Source organism: Pseudomonas sp. S3_G06 (assembly GCF_054667565.1).
In genome coordinates this window covers 545737-568525 of record NZ_CP162738.1, presented here as the reverse complement: position 1 = coordinate 568525, position 22789 = coordinate 545737, and the positions used below count along the sequence as shown (strand labels likewise).

At 60.9% G+C, this 22789-nt stretch carries 20 protein-coding genes; 13 read left to right on the top strand and 7 right to left on the bottom strand.

The genetic code is table 11. From position 1 onward, the window contains the following. The first annotated feature begins 84 nt into the window (after nucleotides 1–84). Nucleotides 85–966 carry a LysR substrate-binding domain-containing protein gene (locus tag AB4N47_RS02645; RefSeq protein ID WP_341638910.1) on the top strand — a complete coding sequence of 294 codons (882 nt, stop codon included), beginning with the start codon at nucleotides 85–87 and terminating at the stop codon, nucleotides 964–966. 158 nt (nucleotides 967–1124) lie between these two features. Here the strand turns inward: AB4N47_RS02645 and AB4N47_RS02640 are convergent, their stop codons facing one another. Both AB4N47_RS02640 and AB4N47_RS02635 read right to left on the bottom strand, forming a co-directional pair. Further along, a complete protein-coding gene (locus tag AB4N47_RS02640) occupies nucleotides 1125–1739 on the bottom strand; it encodes an NAD(P)-dependent oxidoreductase (protein ID WP_460154407.1) in 615 nt (204 codons plus the stop codon). 45 nt (nucleotides 1740–1784) lie between these two features. Continuing rightward, nucleotides 1785–2663 (bottom strand): MBL fold metallo-hydrolase, encoded by an 879-nt coding sequence (locus AB4N47_RS02635; protein ID WP_341638908.1) that lies wholly within the window; start codon nucleotides 2661–2663, stop codon nucleotides 1785–1787. Between the two features lie 113 nt (nucleotides 2664–2776). On the opposite strand from AB4N47_RS02635, the gene AB4N47_RS02630 reads away from it, so the two are divergent. Next, the gene (locus AB4N47_RS02630) at nucleotides 2777–3706 is read left to right on the top strand and encodes a LysR family transcriptional regulator (RefSeq protein WP_341638907.1); all 930 of its coding nucleotides are present in this window, start codon (nucleotides 2777–2779) and stop codon (nucleotides 3704–3706) included. Nucleotides 3707–3818: 112 nt separating this feature from the next. Continuing rightward, nucleotides 3819–3995, top strand: coding sequence for a hypothetical protein (locus AB4N47_RS02625; protein WP_016773438.1), 177 nt, complete (start codon nucleotides 3819–3821; stop codon nucleotides 3993–3995). 131 nt (nucleotides 3996–4126) lie between these two features. Here AB4N47_RS02625 and AB4N47_RS02620 read toward each other — a convergent pair whose 3' ends face one another. Then, complete coding sequence (locus AB4N47_RS02620) at nucleotides 4127–5017, bottom strand: helix-turn-helix domain-containing protein (RefSeq protein ID WP_110603224.1); 891 nt, start codon at nucleotides 5015–5017, stop codon at nucleotides 4127–4129. Nucleotides 5018–5192: 175 nt separating this feature from the next. Here AB4N47_RS02620 and pobA point away from each other — a divergent pair, with 175 nt between their 5' ends. Next, nucleotides 5193–6386 (top strand): 4-hydroxybenzoate 3-monooxygenase, encoded by a 1194-nt coding sequence (gene pobA / locus AB4N47_RS02615; RefSeq protein WP_460154406.1) that lies wholly within the window; start codon nucleotides 5193–5195, stop codon nucleotides 6384–6386. A gap of 77 nt (nucleotides 6387–6463) precedes the next feature. After that, nucleotides 6464–7981 carry an MDR family MFS transporter gene (locus tag AB4N47_RS02610; RefSeq protein WP_341638905.1) on the top strand — a complete coding sequence of 506 codons (1518 nt, stop codon included), beginning with the start codon at nucleotides 6464–6466 and terminating at the stop codon, nucleotides 7979–7981. 123 nt (nucleotides 7982–8104) lie between these two features. Here AB4N47_RS02610 and AB4N47_RS02605 read toward each other — a convergent pair whose 3' ends face one another. The 4 genes from AB4N47_RS02605 to AB4N47_RS02590 all read right to left on the bottom strand — a co-directional run bounded on the left by AB4N47_RS02605 (nucleotide 8105) and on the right by AB4N47_RS02590 (nucleotide 12036). Next, nucleotides 8105–8953, bottom strand: a complete 849-nt coding sequence (locus tag AB4N47_RS02605) for a cache domain-containing protein (RefSeq protein ID WP_341638904.1) — start codon at nucleotides 8951–8953, stop codon at nucleotides 8105–8107. Between the two features lie 129 nt (nucleotides 8954–9082). Then, complete coding sequence (locus AB4N47_RS02600) at nucleotides 9083–9940, bottom strand: ATPase (protein WP_076563987.1); 858 nt, start codon at nucleotides 9938–9940, stop codon at nucleotides 9083–9085. Between the two features lie 116 nt (nucleotides 9941–10056). Then, nucleotides 10057–11049 (bottom strand): NAD-dependent epimerase/dehydratase family protein, encoded by a 993-nt coding sequence (locus AB4N47_RS02595; protein ID WP_341638903.1) that lies wholly within the window; start codon nucleotides 11047–11049, stop codon nucleotides 10057–10059. A 99-nt stretch (nucleotides 11050–11148) separates the two neighbouring features. Continuing rightward, entirely contained in the window at nucleotides 11149–12036 is an 888-nt protein-coding gene (locus AB4N47_RS02590) for a LysR family transcriptional regulator ArgP (RefSeq protein ID WP_341638902.1), read from the bottom strand. Nucleotides 12037–12132: 96 nt separating this feature from the next. Here AB4N47_RS02590 and AB4N47_RS02585 point away from each other — a divergent pair, with 96 nt between their 5' ends. The 8 genes from AB4N47_RS02585 (at nucleotide 12133) to AB4N47_RS02550 (ending at nucleotide 22779) form a co-directional block, all read left to right on the top strand. Further along, nucleotides 12133–12735: a LysE/ArgO family amino acid transporter gene (locus AB4N47_RS02585; protein WP_016773432.1), complete on the top strand. Its 603-nt coding sequence runs from the start codon at nucleotides 12133–12135 to the stop codon at nucleotides 12733–12735. A 176-nt stretch (nucleotides 12736–12911) separates the two neighbouring features. Beyond that, the gene (locus AB4N47_RS02580; RefSeq protein ID WP_016773431.1) at nucleotides 12912–13508 is read left to right on the top strand and encodes a superoxide dismutase; all 597 of its coding nucleotides are present in this window, start codon (nucleotides 12912–12914) and stop codon (nucleotides 13506–13508) included. Nucleotides 13509–13837: 329 nt separating this feature from the next. Further along, nucleotides 13838–15889, top strand: coding sequence for a putative bifunctional diguanylate cyclase/phosphodiesterase (locus AB4N47_RS02575; RefSeq protein ID WP_016773430.1), 2052 nt, complete (start codon nucleotides 13838–13840; stop codon nucleotides 15887–15889). Between the two features lie 219 nt (nucleotides 15890–16108). Continuing rightward, nucleotides 16109–17467, top strand: a complete 1359-nt coding sequence (locus AB4N47_RS02570) for an imelysin family protein (protein WP_341638901.1) — start codon at nucleotides 16109–16111, stop codon at nucleotides 17465–17467. Nucleotides 17468–17746: 279 nt separating this feature from the next. Further along, nucleotides 17747–19171 (top strand): di-heme oxidoreductase family protein, encoded by a 1425-nt coding sequence (locus tag AB4N47_RS02565; protein ID WP_408005059.1) that lies wholly within the window; start codon nucleotides 17747–17749, stop codon nucleotides 19169–19171. Between the two features lie 27 nt (nucleotides 19172–19198). After that, the gene (locus AB4N47_RS02560) at nucleotides 19199–20263 is read left to right on the top strand and encodes an imelysin family protein (RefSeq protein ID WP_024014143.1); all 1065 of its coding nucleotides are present in this window, start codon (nucleotides 19199–19201) and stop codon (nucleotides 20261–20263) included. Nucleotides 20264–20277: 14 nt separating this feature from the next. Beyond that, on the top strand, nucleotides 20278–21378 hold the full coding sequence (locus tag AB4N47_RS02555) for a DUF1513 domain-containing protein (protein WP_341638900.1): 1101 nt from the start codon (nucleotides 20278–20280) through the stop codon (nucleotides 21376–21378). Nucleotides 21379–21630: 252 nt separating this feature from the next. Beyond that, entirely contained in the window at nucleotides 21631–22779 is a 1149-nt protein-coding gene (locus tag AB4N47_RS02550) for an efflux RND transporter periplasmic adaptor subunit (RefSeq protein WP_341638899.1), read from the top strand. The last annotated feature ends 10 nt before the right edge of the window (nucleotides 22780–22789 follow it).

The window sequence follows — 22789 nt, the reverse complement described above, 5'->3', positions numbered from 1 at the left end:
GCCCATTGGAACGGTGCGCAACTGGCAGCAACAATCGATTAAAAGTCATACTAGCCATGTCGCCACGTCATACCTCGGATCGCCATGAAACGCCTGCCACCCCTGCCCGCTCTGCATACGTTCTGGATCACCGCGCAATGCTGCAATTTCACTCGCGCCGCCGAGCAGTTGCACATCACTCAGGGCGCGGTGAGCCGGCAGATCGCCGGGCTCGAAGAACAGCTCGGTTATCCGTTGTTCATTCGTCTGGCCCGAGGTCTGGCGCTGACGGCCGAAGGCCGCGAATGGCTGCCACAAGTGGAAAAGGTCTTCGGGCTGATCAGTGAAGCGACCGAGCAGATCGGTCTGACGCGGCAAACCTTGCAACTCAAGGCGCCGAGCTGCGTGATGCGCTGGCTGCTGCCGCGTCTGCTGCAATGGCAGAAGGAACGCCCGGAGGTGCCGGTCAAATTGACGGCGTCGCTGCAACACGGCGTGGATTTCCAGCGCGAGCAATTCGACGCCGCCGTGATCTACGGCCCGCCGCCGGACCATTCGCCAGGCGCGCTGCATCTGTTCGACGAGCAACTGACACCGGTCTGCTCGCCGCAATTACTCAAGGGTTCGCCCGCGCTGAATTCACCGCAGGATTTGCAAGAGCATCTGTTACTGCACCCGACCCACGACATTCAGGACTGGTCGGTATGGCTCGATGCAGCGGGATTGCGCCTGGGCAACCTTGGCAGCGGGCAGCATTTCGAAACGCTGGATCAGGCGATGTCGATGGCTTCCCATGGCACGGGCGTGGCGATCGGAGACTGGTCGCTGATTGGCGATGATCTGAACGCCGGGCGGCTGGTGATGCCGTTTGCGTTGAAGGTGAAGACGGGGTTGGCGTATTACGTGGTAATGCCTGCTGGAGCCGAACCCTCGCCGCAACTTGAGGAGCTGATGCTCTGGCTGGTTGAGCAGGCACATACCCGCTGAACACCGCTATACCCCTGTAGGAGCTGCCGAAGGCTGCGATCTTTTGATCTTGATCTTGATCTTGATCTTGATCTTGAAATTGATCTTGATCTTGATCTTGAAAAGCAAAATCAAAAGATCGCAGCCTTCGGCTGCTCCTACAGGGACAGCATTTCTGATCAGTAACCGACGGTATAACGCTGGCGCGAATGCTTCGGCGTTTCCACTTCGTCGATCATTGCAATCGCGTAATCGGCAAAGGTGATCCAGCTACGCCCATCGCCACTGACCAACAGATGATCCTTGCCGACGCGATACTGGCCGCTGCGTTCACCCTCGACAAATTCCGCCGACGGCGACAGGAAAGTCCAGTCCAGTTCCTGCTCTTGACGCAACGCATCAAGAAACGCCGCCCCCGCGTTCGCCTCGGCTTTGTATTCGGCCGGGAAACCGGCACTGTCGATCACTCGCGTGTCATCCGGCAGCAACAGCGAACCGGCGCCGCCGACCACCAGCAAGCGCTTCACGCCTGCCTGCTTCACCGGTCCGACAATCGCCGAGGCCGGGACGGTGGCGAAATGCGCTGCGCTGATCACCACGTCGTGACCGGCCACCGCCGCTTGCAGCGCCGCCGAATCCAGCACGTCGAGGCTCTTGCTGACGACACCGGCGCGATCACCGACCTTTGAGGTATCGCGGGCAATGGCGGTGACGCTGTGGCCGCGACGCACGGCTTCTTCCAGCAGTTGGCTACCGGCACGGCCGGTGGCACCAATGATTGCAATCTTGCTCATGACATTCTCCAGTTGGCTTGAAAATGCTGCGTGTTCAGGTTCGGCTTACCACTGCATCTCGCCCTTGGCGACTTTCGCGCTGAGCTCCAGCGAGCTTTCCTCGCCGAGTTGCGGATAGCGTTTTTTCATCGCTGCGATCAGTGCAGCAGAGTCTTTGGCCTTGGCGGTTTCGGCATCGAAGGCCTTGATGTAATCAGCGGTGAATTTCACGCTGGCCAGCGAGCGGCTGCTGTCGCCCAGAAAATGGCCGGGTACTACGGTTTGCGGTTTCAGGCTTTCGATGGCGTGCAGGGTGTGCAGCCAGTCGGCGTGGGATTGCGCGGTCTGGGTGTCGGCCATCCACACATGAATGTTCTCGGCGACCACTACGCCACCGACCACTGCTTTGAGCGACGGGATCCATACGAAGCTGCGATCCGGTTGCTTGCCGTCGAGGCCGATCACCTGCAATTGCTTGCCTTCGAGGGTCAGGCTGTCGCCCTTGAGCACGTCCGGGACGATGGTTTTCGCCGGCACATCGGCGCCCATTTTCGGCCCCCAGTAGGCCAGTTTGCCGTCGACGGTGTGCTTGATGTGATCGACGGTCGGCTGCGAAGCCAATACTTTCGCCTGCGGGAATGCTTTGGTCAGGGTGTCGAGGCCGAAGTAGTAATCCGGATCACCGTGGCTGATGTAGATGGTGGTCAACTGTTTACCACTGGCGCGGATCTTCTCCACCACCTGTTTGGCCTGGGATTTGCCGAATTGCGCATCGACCAGAATCGCTTCTTTCTCACCGCTGACCAGCACCGAGCTGACCGGGAAAATCGCCTCGGTGCCCGGGTTGTAGACATCGAGGCTCAGCTCGGCGGCGGATGCCTGGGCGGCAAAGCCGAAAAATGCTGCGGCGAGCAGAACGCGTTTGAAGGGGGTGAAGCCGATCATTTGTTGCTCCGGATTACGAATGCCAGTCTGGCGATGCAACAGAGCTTAGTTGCCAGACTCAGTACAAAAAATGCGATGCTTGGACATAGTTTGTTTCTGAAAGCGGGCAAATCATGGATCGGCTTCAAGCAATGCGGGTATTCGTCACGGTGGTGGACCTGGGCAGCCAGTCGGCGGCGGCCGACCACCTCGACCTGTCGCGGCCGGTAGTGTCGCGCTATCTGGCGGAGCTGGAAGACTGGGTCGGCGCGCGGCTGATGCACCGCACCACGCGCAAATTGAGCCTGACCGCCGCTGGCAGTGAAATCCTCCCGCGCTGCCGGCAGATGCTCGACCTGTCGCACGACATGCAGGCCGCCGTCAGCGAACCCGATGACGCGCCGCGCGGATTGCTGCGGATCAGCGTCAGCACCTCGTTTGGCCAGGCGCAACTGGCCGATGCGGTCGCGGCATACGTCAAGCTTTACCCCGGCGTGAGTATCGATCTGCAAATGCTCGACCGCACGGTGAATCTGGTCGATGAACGCATCGATCTGGCGATTCGCACCAGCAATGATCTTGATCCGAATCTGATCGCCCGGCGCCTGACCGTGTGCCGCTCGGTGGTCTGCGCAGCGCCGGCTTATCTGCTTGAGCATCCGGCGCCGCAGACGGTTGAGGATTTGAGCCGACACAACTGCCTGACCCATTCCTATTTCGGCAAAAGCCTGTGGCATTTCGAGGAGGATGGCGAACCGGTTTCGGTACCGGTGCAGGGCAATATCAGCGCCAACGAGGCCAGCACCCTTCTGCGCGCAACCCTGGCCGGCGCGGGCGTGGCGATGCTGCCGACCTACCAGGCTGGCGTGCATATTCACAACGGCGAGCTGCTTCGTTTGCTGCCACACGCAGAACCGCGCCAGATGAATATCTACGCGGTGTACGCCTCACGTAAACACATGCCGGCGGCACTGCGCAGCATGCTCGACTTTCTGGTTCGGCGCTTTCCTGAAAATCCCGCGTGGGATGAAGCTGCGAGCCTCAAGCCACAAGCGCCAAGTTGACCGCGTCGTGACAGCTTGCCGCTTGCCGCTTGCCGCTTAAAGCTTGCAGCTGCGCCTGCCTGACCTATGCTCAAAGTAATACCGCAAGGTAGACGTTCAGAGGTCGAACACCATGAACATCAAAACAAAAAGGTACGCCGCCATCTTCATCACCTGCGCCGCCACGCTGGCGCTGTACGGCACCGCTGCCTGGCGGGTCGAGCAGTTGCGCCAGCTGCCGCGCGAGTATGCGAGCTGCAACTACGAGCGGTGTATTCCGCACAATGCCACGCTGAACGCATTGCGCTGATAGACCTGAGCTGGAATGCAACCCTGTGGGAGCGAGCTTGCTCGCGAAAGCGGTGGGTCAGTCAGCCTGTTTGTTGGATGACACTCCGCCTTTGCGAGCAAGCTCGCTCCCACAGGTGTTGGGTGGTGCTTTTAAGGTTGTTGCTCGGCCTTCAAGCGGTCGCGGAACGCCTTTGGCGAAATTCCCACGCGGCGGCGGAACAGCCGGGTGAAGTTGGTCGGGTCGGAAAAACCCAAAAGCTCCGACATCTCGTAAATCGTCATGCTGGTGTAGGTCAGCAGGCGCTTGGCTTCCAGCAACTGACGCTCGTGCATGATCTGCAACGCCGGTTGCCCGGCCAGTTCACGGCAGGTGCCGTTGAGGTGCGACACGGAGATGCCCAGGCGATGGGCGAGGTCTTCGACCTTGACGTGCTGGCGGTAAGTCTCTTCCACCAACTGAATGAAACCGTTGAGGTATTCGCGCTGGCGTTGCGGCCGTTGGCTGGCCTTGTGACGAACGATCGCCTGGCGGCTGACCCAGACCATGATCACGCTGACCAGCGAATGCATGAGCATTTCCCGCGCCGGTTGATGGCCGTTGTACTCGGCCTGCAACGCTGAAAACAGGCTGTTGAGATAATCGCCATCCTTGCCGGCCGGGTAGTTTTCCGCCCGGGCCAACGCGTGTACCGAATCGCCCAGTTGCGCCTGCAAATGGTTGATCAGCGGCGTGGCCAAGGTGACGATGAAGCCTTCAACATCCTCGGAAAAACGAAAGCCGTGCACCGACAACGGTGGCAGCACCTGTATCGCCGGAGTCTCGAGTTGCGTGCGCTGGCCTTCGATTTCGAGCTCTGCCTGACCTTTGAAAACGAACAGCAGCTGGCACAGATCCGCGTGGCGGTGAGGTTTGATTTCCCATTGATGTTCGCGACTGCGCGAGGAAATGGTTTCACAGTGCAGCAAGTCCGGGGTCGGCCAGTCCAGGCTTTCACCATAGAGCTTGAACACCGGAATCGAAGGCAGGGCAGGCTTGTTCATACTTCAATCCAGGCCTCTGGTTTTTGGGCGATAATCGCACCGATTGGCAGAATGTACAGGTATCGGCTCAGTTTTCACCTTCAATTGACAGACCCGCAAGGGAAAAATGCAAGCACTCGATCCATAAAATCATTCACCGGTTGTTGCTGCGTGAAGCTTGCGAGTCATAAAAACAATGAAAACCCTGAAAACCCAAGTCGCCATTATCGGCGCCGGTCCTTCCGGACTGCTCCTCGGCCAGTTGCTGCACAACGCTGGCATCGACACCCTGATCCTCGAACGCCAGACGCCCGATTACATTCTTGGGCGCATCCGTGCCGGTGTGCTTGAACAAGGCATGGTAGAGCTGCTGCGTGAGGCCGGCGTCGGTCAGCGAATGGATGCCGAAGGTCTGGTTCATGGCGGCTTCGATCTGGCGCTGGACGGGCGTCAGGTGCACATCGACCTGCATGCGCTTACCGGCGGCAAAACAGTAATGGTCTACGGCCAGACCGAGGTCACCCGCGACCTGATGGCCGCTCGTCGGGAGGCCGGCGCGCCAACAATTTATCAAGCGAGCAATGTCGTTCCCCATGGCATGAAAAGCGACGAAGCTTTTGTCACCTTCGAAAAGGACGGTGAAAGCTGGCGCGTTGATGGCGATTACATCGCCGGTTGCGATGGTTTCCATGGCGTCGCGCGGCAGTCGATTCCGGCCGATTGCCTGAAGATTTTCGAGCGGGTCTACCCGTTCGGCTGGCTGGGCATTCTTGCCGACACACCGCCGGTCCACGATGAATTGGTCTACGCCCGCCACGAACGCGGCTTCGCTTTGTGCAGCATGCGTTCGGCCACCCGTACCCGCTATTACCTGCAAGTGCCGGCGGATGAAAACGTCGATGACTGGAGCGATCAGCGTTTCTGGGATGAGTTGAAAAAACGCCTGCCGGATGCCCTCGCGGAAAAACTGGTGACCGGTCCTTCGATCGAAAAAAGCATCGCGCCGCTGCGCAGTTTTGTCGTCGAACCAATGCAATACGGCCGGATGTTTCTGGTCGGCGACGCTGCCCATATCGTACCGCCCACTGGCGCCAAGGGCTTGAACCTGGCCGCCAGCGATGTCAGCACGTTGTTCAATATTCTGCTGAAGGTCTATCGCGAAGATCGCACTGATCTGCTGGAAAAATACTCGGAGATCTGCCTGCGCCGAGTATGGAAAGCCGAACGGTTTTCCTGGTGGATGACGTCGATGCTGCATCGCTTCGACGAGCACGATGAATTCAGCCAGCGCATCAGCGCGTCGGAACTGGACTACTTTGTCAGCTCGCAAGCAGGGCAAAAAACCATTGCAGAAAATTACGTCGGGCTTCCGTACGAGGCTATCGAATAGCTTCCTACCGACTTACACTGCGAGCATCCACCCGCGCGCGAAGGCCGCGCGGGTCCATCACTGCCCGCAGGTTTTCCGTGACCACTCTCAATCAGCCTGAAACGCCCAAACCGGCCATTCGCAGCGTGCTGGTCGCCTTGATGATGGCGATCTTCCTCGGTGCGCTGGACCAGACCATCGTCGCCGTGTCGATGCCGGCGATCTCCGCGCAATTCAAGGACGTCAGCCTGCTGGCCTGGGTGATTTCCGGCTACATGGTGGCGATGACCGTGGCGGTGCCGATCTACGGCAAGCTCGGTGACCTTTACGGGCGGCGCAAACTGATGTTGTTCGGCATGGGCCTGTTCACCCTTGCCTCGCTGTTCTGCGGCATGGCGCAGAGCATGGAACAACTGGTGCTGGCACGAATCCTTCAAGGCATCGGCGCCGGCGGCATGATCTCGGTGAGTCAGGCGATCATCGGCGACATCGTCCCGCCACGTGAACGCGGGCGCTATCAGGGTTATTTCAGCAGCATGTACGCCGTGGCCAGCGTTGCCGGCCCGGTGCTCGGCGGCTACATGACCGAATACCTGTCGTGGCGCTGGGTGTTTCTGATCAACCTGCCGCTGGGCCTCGGCGCCTGGTGGGTGGCTCGGCGCAATCTGCGCGGCTTGCCGATTCCGCAACGCAAACCGGTGATCGATTACCTCGGCACGGTGCTGATGATCATCGGCCTGACCGCGTTGCTGCTCGGCATCACCGAAGTCGGCCAGGGTCATTCATGGCGCAGCAGCGAAGTGCTCGGCCTGTTCGCTTGTGCCGTGGTGGTATTGGCGCTGTTCGTCTGGCATGAACGCCGGGCGCGGGAGCCGTTGCTGCCGATGCACCTGTTCGCCAACCGCAATGCCCTGTTGTGCTGGTGCACGATTTTCTTCACCAGTTTCCAGGCCATCTCGCTGATCGTGCTGATGCCGTTGCGCTTTCAAAGCGTCACCGGCGCCGGCGCCGACAGCGCCGCGTTGCACTTGCTGCCACTGGCGATGGGCTTGCCGATCGGCGCCTATTTCGCCGGCCGCCGCACCTCGATCACCGGACGCTACAAACCGCAGATTCTCACCGGGGCGATCCTCATGCCGATCTCGATTCTCGGCATGGCCTTCAGTCCGCCACAAGCGACACTGCTCAGCGGTCTGTTCATGCTGCTCAGCGGCATCGCTGGCGGCATGCAGTTCCCGACCTCGCTGGTTGGCACGCAGAACTCGGTGGAACAACGCGACATCGGCGTCGCCACCAGCACCACCAACCTGTTCCGCTCACTGGGCGGCGCGGTGGGCGTGGCGTTGATGTCGGCGCTGCTGCTGGCGTTGCTGCACGATTCCAGTTTTGCCCACCTTGCGAGCAGCTCGCTGATCAGCGAAGGGCATTCGGGCAACGTTCTGCTCGATGGCCTGAACGCAGCACCCGGCGAAGCGCAGAACGCCTTGCGCGCGGAGCTGCTGGTGACCTTCCGCCACTTGCTCTGGGTCAGCACGGCAGTGTCGTTGCTGGGGCTGGCGGCGGCGATTGCCATGCCGAACAACCTGTTGCGCGGGCGCGAACACGGCGCGAAATAATTGCCGCAACAAATACCACTGTGGGAGCGAGCCTGCTCGCGAAGGCGCGGTGTCAGCCGACACATAGCTGAATGACACACTGCTTCGCGAGCAGGCTCGCTCCCACAAGGGAACAGTGTTCGCTCAAGGGCTGTAGTAGCCCACCGCGACGAGAAAGTGCCCGACCTTTTTCAGGTACGCATGCTTGTCCTCGATCTTGCCGGTCACCGGGTTTTTCCAGCGGTATTCGTATTCGCCTTCATCCTGTTTGCCGATCAGCGCCAGAATCGGCTCGCCCACCGGTTTGCCTTCCGGGTCCTTGACCTTGCCAAAATCAGTGTTGATCAAGCGTAGATTGGTGCCGTGGGCGACGTAGCGTTGATTGTTCAGATCGACCACGAAGACATACAGGTCATCCTGCAAGTAACCGCCCTTGAGTGAGTTGATCGCGGTCAGCGTGCCCTTCTCGTTCTTGGTCAGATCCGTCGCGGCTTTGTCCAGCAAGGCCTTGGCCTGCTCAGCTGAGGCCCGTGGCAGGTAGTAACCCACCGCGAGAATGCGCTGCCCGACGCGCTGGTAGAACACATGCTTGCGCTCGACCTTGCCGTCGGCCCAGTTCTGCCAGCGGTATTCGGCCTGCTGGATACCGTTGCCTTCCGGCACTTTCAGCGCATCCTTGAACGCCTTCTGCAGATCCGGCCCGAGCACTTCGCTGACATCACGACCGATCAGCGCCGACGACGGCCCGCCACTGGCAAGCATGACGCCTTTGGTGTCGAGGACGAACACGTAGCGATCCTTGTCGACGAACTCACCCTGGCGGCTGAACGCGGCGAACGCCTTGTCACCATTGTCGTGGTAGTAGGCCAAGGCTTTTTCCAGCAGGGCAATGGCGGCCTGACTGTCATCCTTGGCGGCGGTGGCGGCGCTGGCCTGGCCGAAGCCGGCCAACAACATCAGGCCGAGCCAGGCCACTTTATGCAAAAACCCCATAGCGCATCCCTCGTTCTTTTTGGTGTTTCAAGAGCGTAGACGGCTTGCGGTCATGTAGAGATATTCAGAGCGTTTCTGAACATTGCGCCGTGAAGCTGGCAAGCAACGCTCGCCAGCCTCGCTCAGCGCTTACGGGCGGGAATTGATCTGCTGCTGGAGATTCTGGATCTGCGCCTGCAAGGTGTTGAGGTTGCGGGTCATCTGCGCGCGGAACGCATCGAACTCGGCGGTATTGCCGCCACCCTGTGGCGCTGCCGGGCGGTTGTCCTGCTGACTTTTCAACACCACGATGTCCTGCTCCAGACGATCGATCGCCGCGCTCGGATTGCCCTGTTTCTTCAGCGCGGCGATATCGGCGCCGAGGCTTTTGAACTGGGCGTCGAAGGCTTTCAACTGCGCATCGACCTTGCTGGTATCGGCCGGAGTGCTTTTGATGGTCGCCAACTCGGCACTCAAGGCTTTGACCTGAGCCTGCAACTGCGTATTGGCGTTCTGTTGTTCGGTGGTCTGCGCGGTCATCTGCGCCAGACGCTTGTCCAGTTCGCTGGCCTGCCCAGCCACGCCTTGCTGCTGCTTGCTCTGGTCGAGCAGCTTGCCTTCGAGTTGCTTGATTTGCAGCTTCAGCGCTTCGCTGTCACTGCTGACGTTGCTCTGGCTGGCGACAACCTTGCCGGAAATATCCTGCAGGCGCCCCGCCGCTTCCTCGCTGATGCGGGCGAAGCTTTCCTGGGTGGCGACCAGTTGCTGTTCCATCAACGAAATCTGCTGGAAGCTCCACCAGGCCAGACCGATGAAGGCAAAAAACAACGCGCCGACCAGCGCCCACAGCGGCCCGGTGCTGGCGGCCTTGACCTTGACCACTGGCGCGCTGCGCGAATGCACGGAAGTGCGGGGGCCGGGCGCGATGTCATCGTCATCGAACGGGTCGGCGCGCAGGCTTGGCACGTTGTCGAAATCGTCGTCGTGGGCATCGTTTCGCATGGACATTGAGGCAACCTTTGGCAAACGCGGTGATGGCTAAATGCTGCGAAGTATAACCGCCGCAGCCGCAGGCATTGACCCTCAACCCGCAAGGCGGTTCATTGCCGCCCGGCCGAATCGTTTCAACGGATGTCCTGGGCTTTCCACCACGCACAGAACTCATCGAGGGCAGCCCACAGGCTGACTTTCGGATCGTAGTCGAGATAATGCCGGGCGCGGCTGATGTCGAGGGTGAAATTTTTCTTCATGACCTGCATGCCCAGGCGCGACAGGGTCGGCTCAGGGCGTCCCGGCCAGAGCATGCACGCGCCTTCGTTGAGCGCCGCAACACTGTACGCGAGACCGTAGGAGCGATATTTGCGCACCTGATCGACGTCCATCCGCCGCATCACGTAATTGACCACGTCCCACAGCGGCACCGGCGTGCCGTTGCTGATGTTGTAGGCCTTGCCCAGCGCCGAACCTTGCGCCAACAGGCTGCTGAGCATGGCTTCGCTGAGGTTCTGCACGCTGGTGAAATCGACCTTGTTCAAGCCATTGCCGATGATCGCCAGGCGGCCCTTGCGCTGCATCTTCAGCAGGCGCGGGAAGATGCTCATGTCGCCGGCACCGGTGACGAAACGCGGGCGCAGGGCGATGGTTTCCAGACCGAATTCCTGTGCGCCGAAGACCTTCTGCTCAGCCAGATATTTGGTCGCGGCGTAGGGATGCTTGAAGCGTTTGGGCACTTGCTCTTCGGTCAGACCGAGATGGTCGCGGCCATCGAAATAGATCGACGGCGACGACAGATGCACCAGCCGCCGCACCCGCTGCTTGAGGCACGCTTCGACGACGTTTTCGGTGACTTCGACGTTGCCCTGATGAAAGTCCTGATAACGCCCCCACACACCGACAGCACCGGCGCAATGCACCACGGCTTCGACATCGTTGCACAGATCCCGCACCAGATCGGCGTCGGTCAGATCGCCCGGCACGAACTCCGCGCCTCGGCGCACCAGATGCTCGACGCTCTCGGCCCGGCGACCGTTGACCCGCACTTCAAGGCCCTGCTCCAGGGCGAAACGCGCAAAGCGCCCGCCAATAAAGCCGCTGGCGCCGGTAACCAAAATCTTCATCAAAAACTCCAGGGAAGCAGCTGCAAGCTTCGAGCTTTCAGCTGCAAGTTGAAACGGTGCGTGTTCTTGCCGCTTGCAGCTTGACGCTTGCAGCTGCGTTCAAGCCACTAGCCATTGCTTTGAGGAGCGCAGCAGTTGTTCGGTCAGTAGATTGAGCAACTGGCCGCCATTGCGCCAATGATGCCAGTACAGCGGCACGTCGATCGGTTTATCTGGCAGCAATTCGCGAAGCACCCCTCGTTGCAATTGCTCGCGCACCTGCAACTCTGGCACCAGGCCCCAGCCCAGACCGGCTTCGGTCAGGCGAATGAAGCCTTCGGAAGACGGGCATAAGTGATGCTCGAACGCGCCGTCGACGCCCAACAGCGCCAGATAGCGATGCTGGAGAAAATCGTCCGGGCCGAACACCAGCGCCGGGGTGCGCGGCAGCTGTTCGGCGCGCACGCCATCGGGAAAATGCCGGGCGATGAAGGCTGGACTGGCCAGCGCCCGATAACGCATTGCGCCGAGCAATACGCTGCGTGCGCCGGCCACCGGGCGCTCGCTGGCGCAGAGACACGCGGCCACTTCACCGGCACGCATGCGTTTGAGGCCGACGGTCTGGTCTTCGACGATCAGGTCGAGCAACAAATGCTGCTCGGCGCAGAAATCGCCGACGGCCTCGGCCCACCATGTGGCGAGGCTGTCGGCGTTGAGGGCGATGCGCAGGCGATCGGGCAGGCCTTCTTCGTCCAGCGCCGGCACCACCGATTGCAGGTCGCGCTCAAGCAACCGCACCTGTTGCACATGGTTGAGCAGACGCCGGCCGATTTCGGTCGGCGCTGGCGGTGTTTCGCGCACCAGCACTGGCTGACCGACCCGCGCTTCAAGCAATTTGATGCGCTGTGAGATCGCCGACTGCGACAGGCCCAGCACCTGTGCAGCGCGATCGAATCCGGCCTGCTCGACCACAGCGGCGAGCGCGGAAAGCAATTTATAGTCGAACATCAGTTTTCCTAATGGGCGATCAGCACTATTGGTTTTTCTTATACAGCGTCACACCGGAGAATAGCCAGCAAGTACTCTCTTTCAAGGATTTCTCTCATGTGGCAAAGCTATGTAAACGGCCTGTTGGTGGCGTTCGGCCTGATCATGGCGATCGGCACGCAGAACGCTTTTGTCTTGGCGCAAAGCCTGCGCCGTGAACACCATTTGCCGGTGGCGGCATTGTGCGTGGTGTGTGACGCAATTCTGGTCGCGGCCGGGGTGTTCGGCCTGGCGACGATCCTCGCGCAGAACCCGACCCTGCTGGCGATCGCCCGTTGGGGCGGTGCGACGTTTCTGATCTGGTACGGCAGCCAGGCACTGCGCCGGGCCTGCTCGAAACAGAGCCTTGAGCAAGGCGAGAACCAGACCGTGCGCTCGCTGCGAGCGGTCATGCTCAGCGCGCTGGCGGTGACCTTGCTCAACCCCCACGTTTATCTCGATACGGTTTTGCTGATCGGCTCGCTGGGCGCGCAGCAATCGGTGCCCGGGGCTTATGTGGTCGGCGCGGCGAGTGCCTCGCTGTTGTGGTTTTTCACCCTGGCCCTCGGCGCGGCGTGGCTGGCACCATGGCTGGCACGCCCGAGCACGTGGCGCATTCTCGATCTGGTGGTGGCGTTAATGATGTTCGCCGTGGCCGCACAGCTGATCATCGCCGGATGAATAATTGCCAAAGGCTCTGGAACCTCTATCCCACACAGTTGTTGCGTGGTTAAGGCGCGACCCCGGTGCTATGATCCGAACCCTGCGCCGCAAAGAGTAAAAACTCGCCGGTGCATTTCCGGCCGCCCGTGATCGGCCTTGCGCTCACCGCAACAGACCTGATTAGGAGAATCATCATGGCTTTCGAATTGCCGCCGCTGCCTTACGCACACGATGCCCTGCAGCCGCACATCTCCAAGGAAACCCTGGAGTTCCACCACGACAAGCACCACAACACCTACGTCGTGAACCTGAACAACCTGGTGCCAGGCACCGAGTTTGAAGGCAAGACCCTGGAAGAAATCGTCAAGACTTCTTCGGGCGGCATCTTCAACAACGCCGCTCAGGTCTGGAACCACACTTTCTACTGGAACTGCCTGGCGCCAAACGCCGGCGGTCAGCCAACCGGCGCCCTGGCAGATGCCATCAACGCAGCGTTCGGTTCGTTCGACAAGTTCAAGGAAGAATTCAGCAAAACCTCGATCGGCACCTTCGGTTCCGGCTGGGGCTGGCTGGTGAAAAAGGCTGACGGCTCCCTGGCCCTGGCCAGCACCATCGGCGCCGGCAACCCGCTGACCAGCGGCGACACCCCGCTGCTGACCTGCGACGTCTGGGAACACGCTTACTACATCGACTACCGCAACCTGCGTCCGAAGTACGTTGAAGCGTTCTGGAACCTGGTCAACTGGAAGTTCGTGGCCGAGCAGTTCGAAGGCAAGACCTTCACCGCTTAAGCTTCGCGCCAGACGAGAAACCCGGCTTCGGTCGGGTTTTTTTATGCCCGGCGCATGGCGTTTCTCGCACGATAAAAGCAGCTTCGCGCCGTTTGCCGCCAGCCCCCAGCCGACTACCATCACAGGCAGGAAAAAATCTTTGACCCAGTGCTCAAGTTGAAGGCAACTGCAACCGACACAGTTAATTCAGAGCTATTACTCAAATGACGACATTGCGGCCAGGATCACGGCGACTTTTCCCGTGCCCGATTGTCCCTTTGACTGCCAACCCGGGATTGCCAATACTCATGGCAACTTGACGCTACCCGCACGGAACAAGGAATAACCCTTTGAAGCTGGAACTCAAGAACAGCTTGTCGGTGAAGTTGCTCCGGGTCGTGCTCCTGTCGGCATTGATCGTAGGCGTAGTCTTGAGCTGCGCGCAGATTGTCTTCGATGCCTACAAGACCCGTCAGGCTGTGGCCGGCGACGCCGAGCGCATCCTCGACATGTTCCGCGATCCCTCGACCCAGGCCGTGTACAGCCTGGATCGGGAAATGGGCATGCAGGTGATCGAAGGGCTGTTCCAGGACGACGCCGTGCGTCAGGCCTCCATCGGCCACCCCAACGAAGCCATGCTGGCGCAGAAATCCCGCGAGCTGCAGCATTCCAACAGCCGTTGGCTGACCGACCTGATTCTCGGCCAGGAACGCACCTTCACCACGCAGCTGGTCGGCCGTGGCCCTTACAGCGAGTACTACGGCGACCTGAGCATCACACTCGACACCGCCACTTATGGCGAAGGGTTTATCGTCAGCTCGGTGATCATTTTCATCTCCGGCGTACTGCGTGCGCTGGCATTGGGGCTGGTGCTGTATCTGGTCTATCACTGGCTGCTGACCAAACCGCTGTCGCGAATCATCGAGCACCTCACCGAGATCAACCCCGATCGTCCCAGCGAGCACAAGATTCCGCAGATCAAGGGCCACGAAAAAAACGAGCTGGGCCTGTGGATCAACACCGCCAACCAGTTGCTCGAGTCCATCGAACGCAACACCCACCTGCGCCACGAAGCGGAAAACAGCCTGCTGCGCATGGCCCAGTACGATTTCCTCACCGGCCTGCCGAATCGCCAGCAATTGCAGCAGCAACTGGACAAGATTCTCGTCGATGCCGGCAAATTGCAGCGCCGCGTCGCGGTGTTGTGCGTCGGCCTGGATGACTTCAAGGGCATCAACGAGCAATTCAGCTACCAGACCGGCGACCAATTGCTGCTGGCCCTGGCCGATCGCTTACGTGCCCACAGCGGTCGTCTCGGCGCCCTCGCTCGCCTGGGCGGCGATCAGTTCGCGCTGGTGCAGGCCGACATTGAACAACCTTACGAAGCAGCAGAACTGGCGCAAAGCATTCTCGATGACCTCGAGGCGCCCTTCGCCCTCGACGATCAGGAGATCCGCCTGCGCGCGACCATCGGCATCACCCTGTTTCCGGAGGACGGCGACAGCACCGAGAAGCTGTTGCAGAAAGCCGAGCAGACCATGACCCTGGCCAAGACCCGCTCGCGCAATCGCTATCAGTTCTACATCGCCAGCGTCGACAGCGAGATGCGCCGTCGTCGCGAGCTGGAAAAAGACCTGCGCGATGCGCTGATCCGCGACCAGTTCTACCTCGTCTACCAACCGCAGATCAGTTATCGCGATCACCGCGTGGTCGGCGTCGAAGCGCTGATCCGCTGGCAACATCCGGAACACGGGCTGGTGCCGCCGGACCTGTTCATCCCACTGGCCGAACAGAACGGCACGATCATCGCCATCGGCGAGTGGGTGCTCGATCAGGCCTGCAAGCAATTGCGCGAGTGGCACGATCAGGGTTTTGTCGATCTGCGCATGGCGGTCAATCTGTCCACCGTGCAACTGCATCATGCCGAGCTGCCGCGGGTGGTCAACAACCTGCTGCAGATGTACCGCCTGCCGCCGCGCAGCCTGGAACTGGAAGTCACCGAAACCGGCCTGATGGAAGACATCACCACCGCCGCCCAGCATCTGCTCAGCCTGCGCCGCTCCGGTGCGCTGATTGCGATCGACGACTTCGGCACCGGCTACTCGTCCCTCAGTTATCTGAAAAGCCTGCCGCTGGACAAGATCAAGATCGACAAGAGCTTCGTGCAGGACCTGCTCGATGACGACGATGACGCGACCATCGTCCGCGCGATCATCCAACTGGGCAAGAGCCTGGGCATGCAGGTGATTGCCGAAGGCGTGGAAACCGCCGAGCAGGAAACCTACATCATTTCCGAGGGTTGCCACGAAGGTCAGGGCTACCACTACAGCAAACCGCTGCCGGCGCGGGAGCTGGGTATTTACCTCAAGCAGGCGCAACGCAGCAACGCGGCTATTTTATAAAGCGAAAAGATCGCAGCCTTCGGCAGCTCCTACATTTGAAATGCGTTCCCCCTGTAGGAGCCGACGAGTGAAACGAGGCTGCGATCTTTTGATCTTCTTGCGCAAATAAGAAATATTTCCAAGCACGCCTTTACACATAATGCGAAAGATTTGCATTATGTCGCAGTTTTGCGCGCCACCGGCGCCAGTCCACTCAACTACCGAAGCAGGATGTTCGCCATGATTCGTATGCCTCTGGCTACCGCCAGTCTGCTGGCCATCGCTATTTCCCTCGCCGGTTGCGGCGAAGGCAAGGACAAAGAAAAAGCCTCCGAAATGACTCCGGCTTCCAGCAGTGCTGCTCCAGCTCCAGCCCCTGCCGCTGCACCTGCTCCTGCCGCCGGTAAAGTTGACGATGCCGCCGCCAAGGCTGTGGTCGCGCACTACGCCGACATGGTCTTCGCCGTTTACAGCGATGCCGAATCCACCGCGAAAACCCTGCAGAGCGCGGTCGACGCGTTCCTCGCCAAGCCGAACGCCGACACCCTCAAAGCCGCCAAGGCTGCCTGGGTTGCCGCGCGCGTGCCGTACCTGCAGAGCGAAGTATTCCGCTTCGGCAACACCATCATTGACGATTGGGAAGGTCAGGTTAACGCCTGGCCATTGGACGAGGGCTTGATCGACTACGTCGACAAATCCTACGAGCACGCACTGGGTAACCCGGGCGCCACCGCCAACATCATCGCCAACACCGAAGTGCAGGTCGGCGAAGACAAAGTCGACGTGAAAGAAATCACCCCGGAAAAACTCGCCAGCCTCAACGAGCTGGGCGGTTCCGAGGCGAACGTTGCCACCGGCTACCACGCGATCGAATTCCTGCTCTGGGGCCAGGATCTGAACGGCACCGGCCCTGGCGCTGGCAACCGTCCGGCCTCGGACTATCTGGAAGGCGCCGGCGCCACCGGTGGTCATAACGAGCGTCGTCGTGCCTACCTGAAAGCCGTGACCCAACTGCTGGTCAGCGACCTGGAAGAAATGGTCGGCAACTGGAAGCCGAACGTGGCCGACAACTACCGCGCCACCCTGGAAGCCGAGCCAGGCGAAACCGGCCTGCGCAAAATGCTCTTCGGCATGGGCAGCCTGTCCCTGGGTGAACTGGCGGGCGAGCGCATGAAGGTTTCCCTGGAAGCCAACTCCCCGGAAGACGAGCAGGATTGCTTCAGCGACAACACCCACTACTCGCACTTCTACGACGCCAAAGGCGTGCGTAACGTTTACCTGGGCGAGTACACCCGTGTTGACGGCACCAAGCTGACCGGCGCCAGCCTGTCGTCGCTGGTGGCCAAGGCCGACCCGGCTGCCGACACCGCGCTGAAAGCCGATCTGGCCGCGACCGAAGCGAAGATCCAGGTCATGGTCGATCACGCCAACAAGGGTGAGCACTACGACCAGTTGATCGCCGCCGGCAACACCGCTGGCAACCAGGTGGTCCGCGACGCCATCGCCGCGCTGGTCAAGCAGACCGGCTCGATCGAAGCGGCTGCGGGCAAACTGGGCATCAGCGACCTGAATCCGGACAACGCCGATCACGAGTTCTGATCGCAGCGTCCGCTCAAAAAGAGGCGACCTTCGGGTCGCCTTTTTCATTATTGGCACACCACTATCCCTGTGGGAGCGAGCCTGCTCGCGAAGGCTTTATCCGGCGCAGCATTTTCAGCGCGTCGGGCATCGCTTTCGCGAGCAGGCTCGCTCCCACAGTGTTGGCATGCGCTTCAAAGCTTGCGCGATATCAAGCAAACGATAATTCCTCTTATTCAAACTCCCCCGCCCTGTTAGACTTTGCGCCTTTGTTTTCGCCCGTTTGCAGGATGTCTGATGCTGTCGTTGCCGCTTCGCTTGTCCGCACTGTTGCTGGCCCTGGGCCTGAGTGCCTGCGATGACGCCCCGCGTTTCACCAAGGCCGAGCCGGGGGAAGCGCGTTCGGGCGGTGCGGCAACTGTGCGCAAGAGCGATCAGAACGCCTTTTCCCTGCCATCGGCCAACCTGCCGCCCTCGCGGCGCGTGGATTTCAGTGTCGGCAACAGTTTCTTTCGCAGCCCGTGGGTGATCGCGCCGTCGACCACCACGGCGCGCGACGGCCTCGGCCCGTTGTTCAATACCAACGCCTGCCAGAACTGCCACATCAAGGACGGTCGCGGGCATCCGCCGGCACCTGATGCAAGCAATGCAGTGTCGATGCTGGTACGCCTGTCGATTCCCGACGCACCGCCCTACGCCAAAGTCATCGAACAGCTCGGCGTGGTTCCGGAGCCGGTGTATGGCGGGCAGCTCCAGGACATGGCCGTGCCCGGCGTCGCCCCGGAAGGCAAAGTGCGTGTCGACTACACGCCAGTGCTGGTGCGTTTCAAGGACGGCACCGAGGTCGAGTTGCGCAAACCGACCCTGCAGATCACTCAACTCGGTTACGGCCCGATGCACCCGGACACGCGTTTTTCCGCGCGGGTGGCGCCGCCGATGATTGGTCTGGGCCTGCTCGAAGCCATCCCTGAGCAAGCGATCCTCGCCAACGCCACCGCCCAGGCGAAAGAGAACAATGGCATCAACGGCCGGCCCAACCGTGTCTGGGATGACCAGTTGCAGAAAACCGTCATCGGCCGGTTCGGCTGGAAAGCCGGGCAGCCGAATCTCAATCAACAGAATGTTCATGCGTTCTCGGGTGACATGGGCCTGACCACCAGCCTGCGGCCGTTCGACGATTGCACCGAGGCGCAGACTGCCTGCAAACAGGCGCCGAACGGCAATGGCCCGGACGGCGAACCGGAAGTCAGCGACAACATCCTGCGGCTGGTGCTGTTCTACAGCCGCAATCTCGCAGTGCCGGCGCGCCGTGGCGTCAACGATCCACAGGTGCTGGCCGGCAAAAATCTGTTTTTCCAGGCCGGTTGCCAGTCGTGCCACACGCCGAAATACACCACCGCCGCCGATGCCGCCGAACCGGAATTGGCCAATCAGGTGATTCGTCCGTACAGCGACTTGCTGCTGCATGACATGGGCGAAGGCCTGGCGGACAACCGCACGGAATTTCAGGCCTCCGGCCGCGACTGGCGCACCCCGCCGTTGTGGGGGATTGGTCTGACGCAAGCGGTCAGCGGTCACACCCAGTTTTTGCATGACGGCCGCGCACGCAACCTGCTCGAAGCGGTGCTCTGGCATGGCGGCGAAGCGACGGCGGCGCAGCAACAGGTTTTGTCTTTCAATGCCGAGCAGCGCGCTGCGTTGCTGGCGTTTCTGAACTCACTTTAAATACTGAAAAAACATCGGGAGCCCGACATGTTCCGTCCCAAGTTACTGTTCACCAGCCTTGCCGCGCTCGCCCTCGGCGCCTGCTCGCCGCAGGACCCACAAGCGGTCACTTCGGCGGCGATCGCCAAATCGGTGATCCTGCCGACCTACACCCGTTGGGTCGAAGCCGACCGGCAACTGGCGGTCAGCGCCCTCGCCTATTGCCAGGGCAAGGAAAGCCTGGAAACTGCCCGTGCCGACTTCCTTCACGCGCAGAAAGCCTGGGCCGAACTGCAACCGCTGCTGATCGGTCCGCTGGCCGAGGGCAATCGTTCGTGGCAAGTGCAGTTCTGGCCGGACAAGAAAAACCTCGTCGGCCGTCAGGTCGAGCAACTGGTCGTCGCCCAGCCGCAGATCGACGCCGCCGCACTGGCCAAATCCAGCGTCGTGGTGCAAGGCCTGTCGGCTTACGAATACATCCTGTTCGACGCCAAGCCTGACGTCGCCAACGACGCGCAAAAAGCCAAATACTGCCCGCTGCTGATCGCCATCGGCGAACGCCAGAAGCAACTGGCCGAAGAGATCCTGCAGGGCTGGAACAACACCGACGGCATGCTCGCGCAGATGAGCAAGTTCCCCAACCAGCGCTACGCCGACTCCCACGAAGCGATCGCCGATCTGCTGCGCGTACAAGTGACTGCACTGGATACCCTGAAGAAAAAACTCGGCACGCCGATGGGCCGTCAGAGCAAAGGCGTGCCGCAGCCGTTCCAGGCGGATGCGTGGCGCAGCCAGTCGTCGCTGACGGCGCTGGAAGCCAGCCTCGCCGCTGCCAAAACCGTGTGGGAAGGCGTCGACAACAAAGGCCTGCGCGGTCTGCTGCCGGCGGAGCAGAAACCGTTGGCGGACAAGATCGACGCCGCCTATGCCGCGTCGCTGAAGCTGTTCGACAGCACCCAGCGCTCGCTGGGCGAAATGCTCGAAGACGACGCCGGTCGTCAGCAACTCAACGACATCTACGACAGCCTCAACGTCGTCCATCGCCTGCACGAAGGCGAACTGGCCAAGGCGCTGGGCATCCAACTGGGCTTCAACGCCAACGACGGTGACTGATGAGGGCAAGTGCCATGCTGCGACGTCAGGTTCTGACTTTAGGTAGTGCACTGCTGGGAGCAGTGACGCTGGGCGGCTGGACGCTGTTCAAACGCAAGGATCAGAGCCCGCTGTTGCTGTCGGCGCGCGACGATGCTGACGGCAAGCATTACGCCGTCGGCTATCGGCTCGACGGTACGCGGGTGTTCGCCACCCACGTCGGCCAGCGTTGCCACGACATCATCAATCATCCGACGCAGCCGCTGGCGCTGTTCGTTGCACGGCGTCCGGGTACCGAGAGTTACCTGATCGACCTGCGCGACGGCACGTTGCTGCAGACCGTGACCTCGCAGCCGAACCGGCACTTCTACGGCCACGCCGTGGTGCACAAGGACGGCGAATACCTGTACGCCACCGAGAACGACACGAGCGATCCCGGCCGTGGCCTGCTCGGCGTGTACAAATTCGAGGGCGAACGGCTGGTGCACACGGGCGAGATCTCTACCCACGGCCTCGGCCCGCATCAGGTGTCGTGGATGCCCGACGGCGAGACGCTGGTGGTGGCCAACGGCGGGATTCGCACCGAGGCGGAAAGCCGCGTCGATATGAACCTCAACGCCATGGAGCCGAGCCTGGTGCTGATGCAGCGCGACGGCACGTTGCTGAGCAAGGAAACCCTCGCCCAGCAGATGAACAGCGTGCGCCACCTGGGCATCGCCAGTGACGGCACCATCGTTGCCGGTCAGCAATTCATGGGGCCGTCGCACGAGCGCTCGGAGCTGTTGGCGATCAAGCGACCCGGGCAAGCGTTCGTGGCGTTCCCCGTAGCGGAAGATCAGTTGCAGGCGATGGGGCACTACACCGCCAGCGTCGCGGTGCACAGCGACCTGCGTCTGGTCGCGTTGACAGCGCCGCGCGGCAATCGCTTCTTTATCTGGGATCTGGACAGCGGCGAACTGCGCCTCGATGCGCCTTTGCCTGATTGCGCCGGCGTCGGTGCGGTAAAGGATGGCTTTGTCGTGACCTCGGGTCAGGGCCGTTGCCGTTACTACGATTGCCGGCAGGAACAGCTGCTGGCCAAGCCGCTGGAATTGCCGGCGGGGCTCTGGGACAACCATCTGCACTTGATGGCCTGACAACAAGCCCCGTGGCTGACAATCAACCTGTGGCGAGGGGATTTATCCCCGTTGGGTGGCGCAGCCGCCCTTAAAACTGCAATTGCGGTATGACTGAAGGATTCAGGGGGCCGCTTCGCAGCCCAACGGGGATAAATCCCCTCACCACAGGATTGTGTCCCGCTGCACCTGTAAACACTGCCAGTTGGAATCCCCACCTGACTCGGAGTAATGTGCCCGCCTGTCTCATGATTTATCCAAGGAAATGGAAATATGCTGCGTCGCCGCATGCTGATCATGTTGGGTGTTGTTTTGCTGATCGTCCTGGTACTGGGCGGATACAAAGCCTTTTCGATCTACACGATGATCCAGGGCTTTTCCAAGCCCAAGCCGCCGATCAGCGTCGCCGTGGCCACTGCCGGCGAACAGCCGTGGCAGATGCGCCTGCCCACCGTCGGCACGCTCAAGGCGCTGCAAGGTGTCGACTTGAGTCTGGAAGTCGCCGGCACCGTCACTGAACTCAAATTCGAATCCGGGCAGAAGGTCAAGGCCGGGCAACCGTTGCTGCAACTCGACAGCGCCGTGGAAACCGCCCTGCTCGAAACCGCCAAGGCTGATCTGGGCCTGGCGCAACTGGACTTCGGCCGTGGCGCGCAACTGGTCGACAGCCGCGCGATCTCCAAAGGCGAGTACGACCGCCTCTCCGCCGTGCTGCAAAAGAACAAGGCCACGGTCAATCAGCTCAACGCGTCGCTGGCGAAAAAACGCATCCTCGCGCCATTCAGCGGCACCATCGGCATCCGCCAGGTCGACGTTGGCGACTACCTCGCCAGCGGTACCAAAATCGCTACGTTGCAGGATTTGAGCAGTCTTTACGCCGACTTCTACGTGCCCGAGCAATCGGTGCCGAAACTCGCTATCGGCCAGCCCGTACAGTTCACCGTCGCCGCTTATCCGGGGCAGACCTTCGTCGGCAAGATCAGCGCGATCAATCCGATCGTCGAAAGCACCACGCGCAACATCCTCATCCGCGCCACCCTGGCCAACCCCGACGGCAAGCTGCTGCCGGGGATGTTCGCCAGCCTTGAAGTGCTGCTGCCTGATCCGCAAAAGCACGTCGTCGTGCCGGAAAGCGCGATCACCTACACCCTGTACGGCAACTCGATTTATGTGGTCGGGCAGAAAAAGGCCGAGGACGGCAGCGTCGCCAAGGATGACAACGGCCAACCGCTGCTGATCGCCGAACGTCGTTTCGTCGAGACCGGTGAACGCCGCGATGGCCTGGTGATGATCAACAAGGGCGTGCAGAGCGGCGAACAAGTGGTAACAGCGGGCCAGATCAAACTGGACAACGGTACCCACATCGCCATCAGCGACGACAAGACCCTCGGCGAGCAGAACAGTCCGCCTCGCGCCGACTGATCAAGGAATT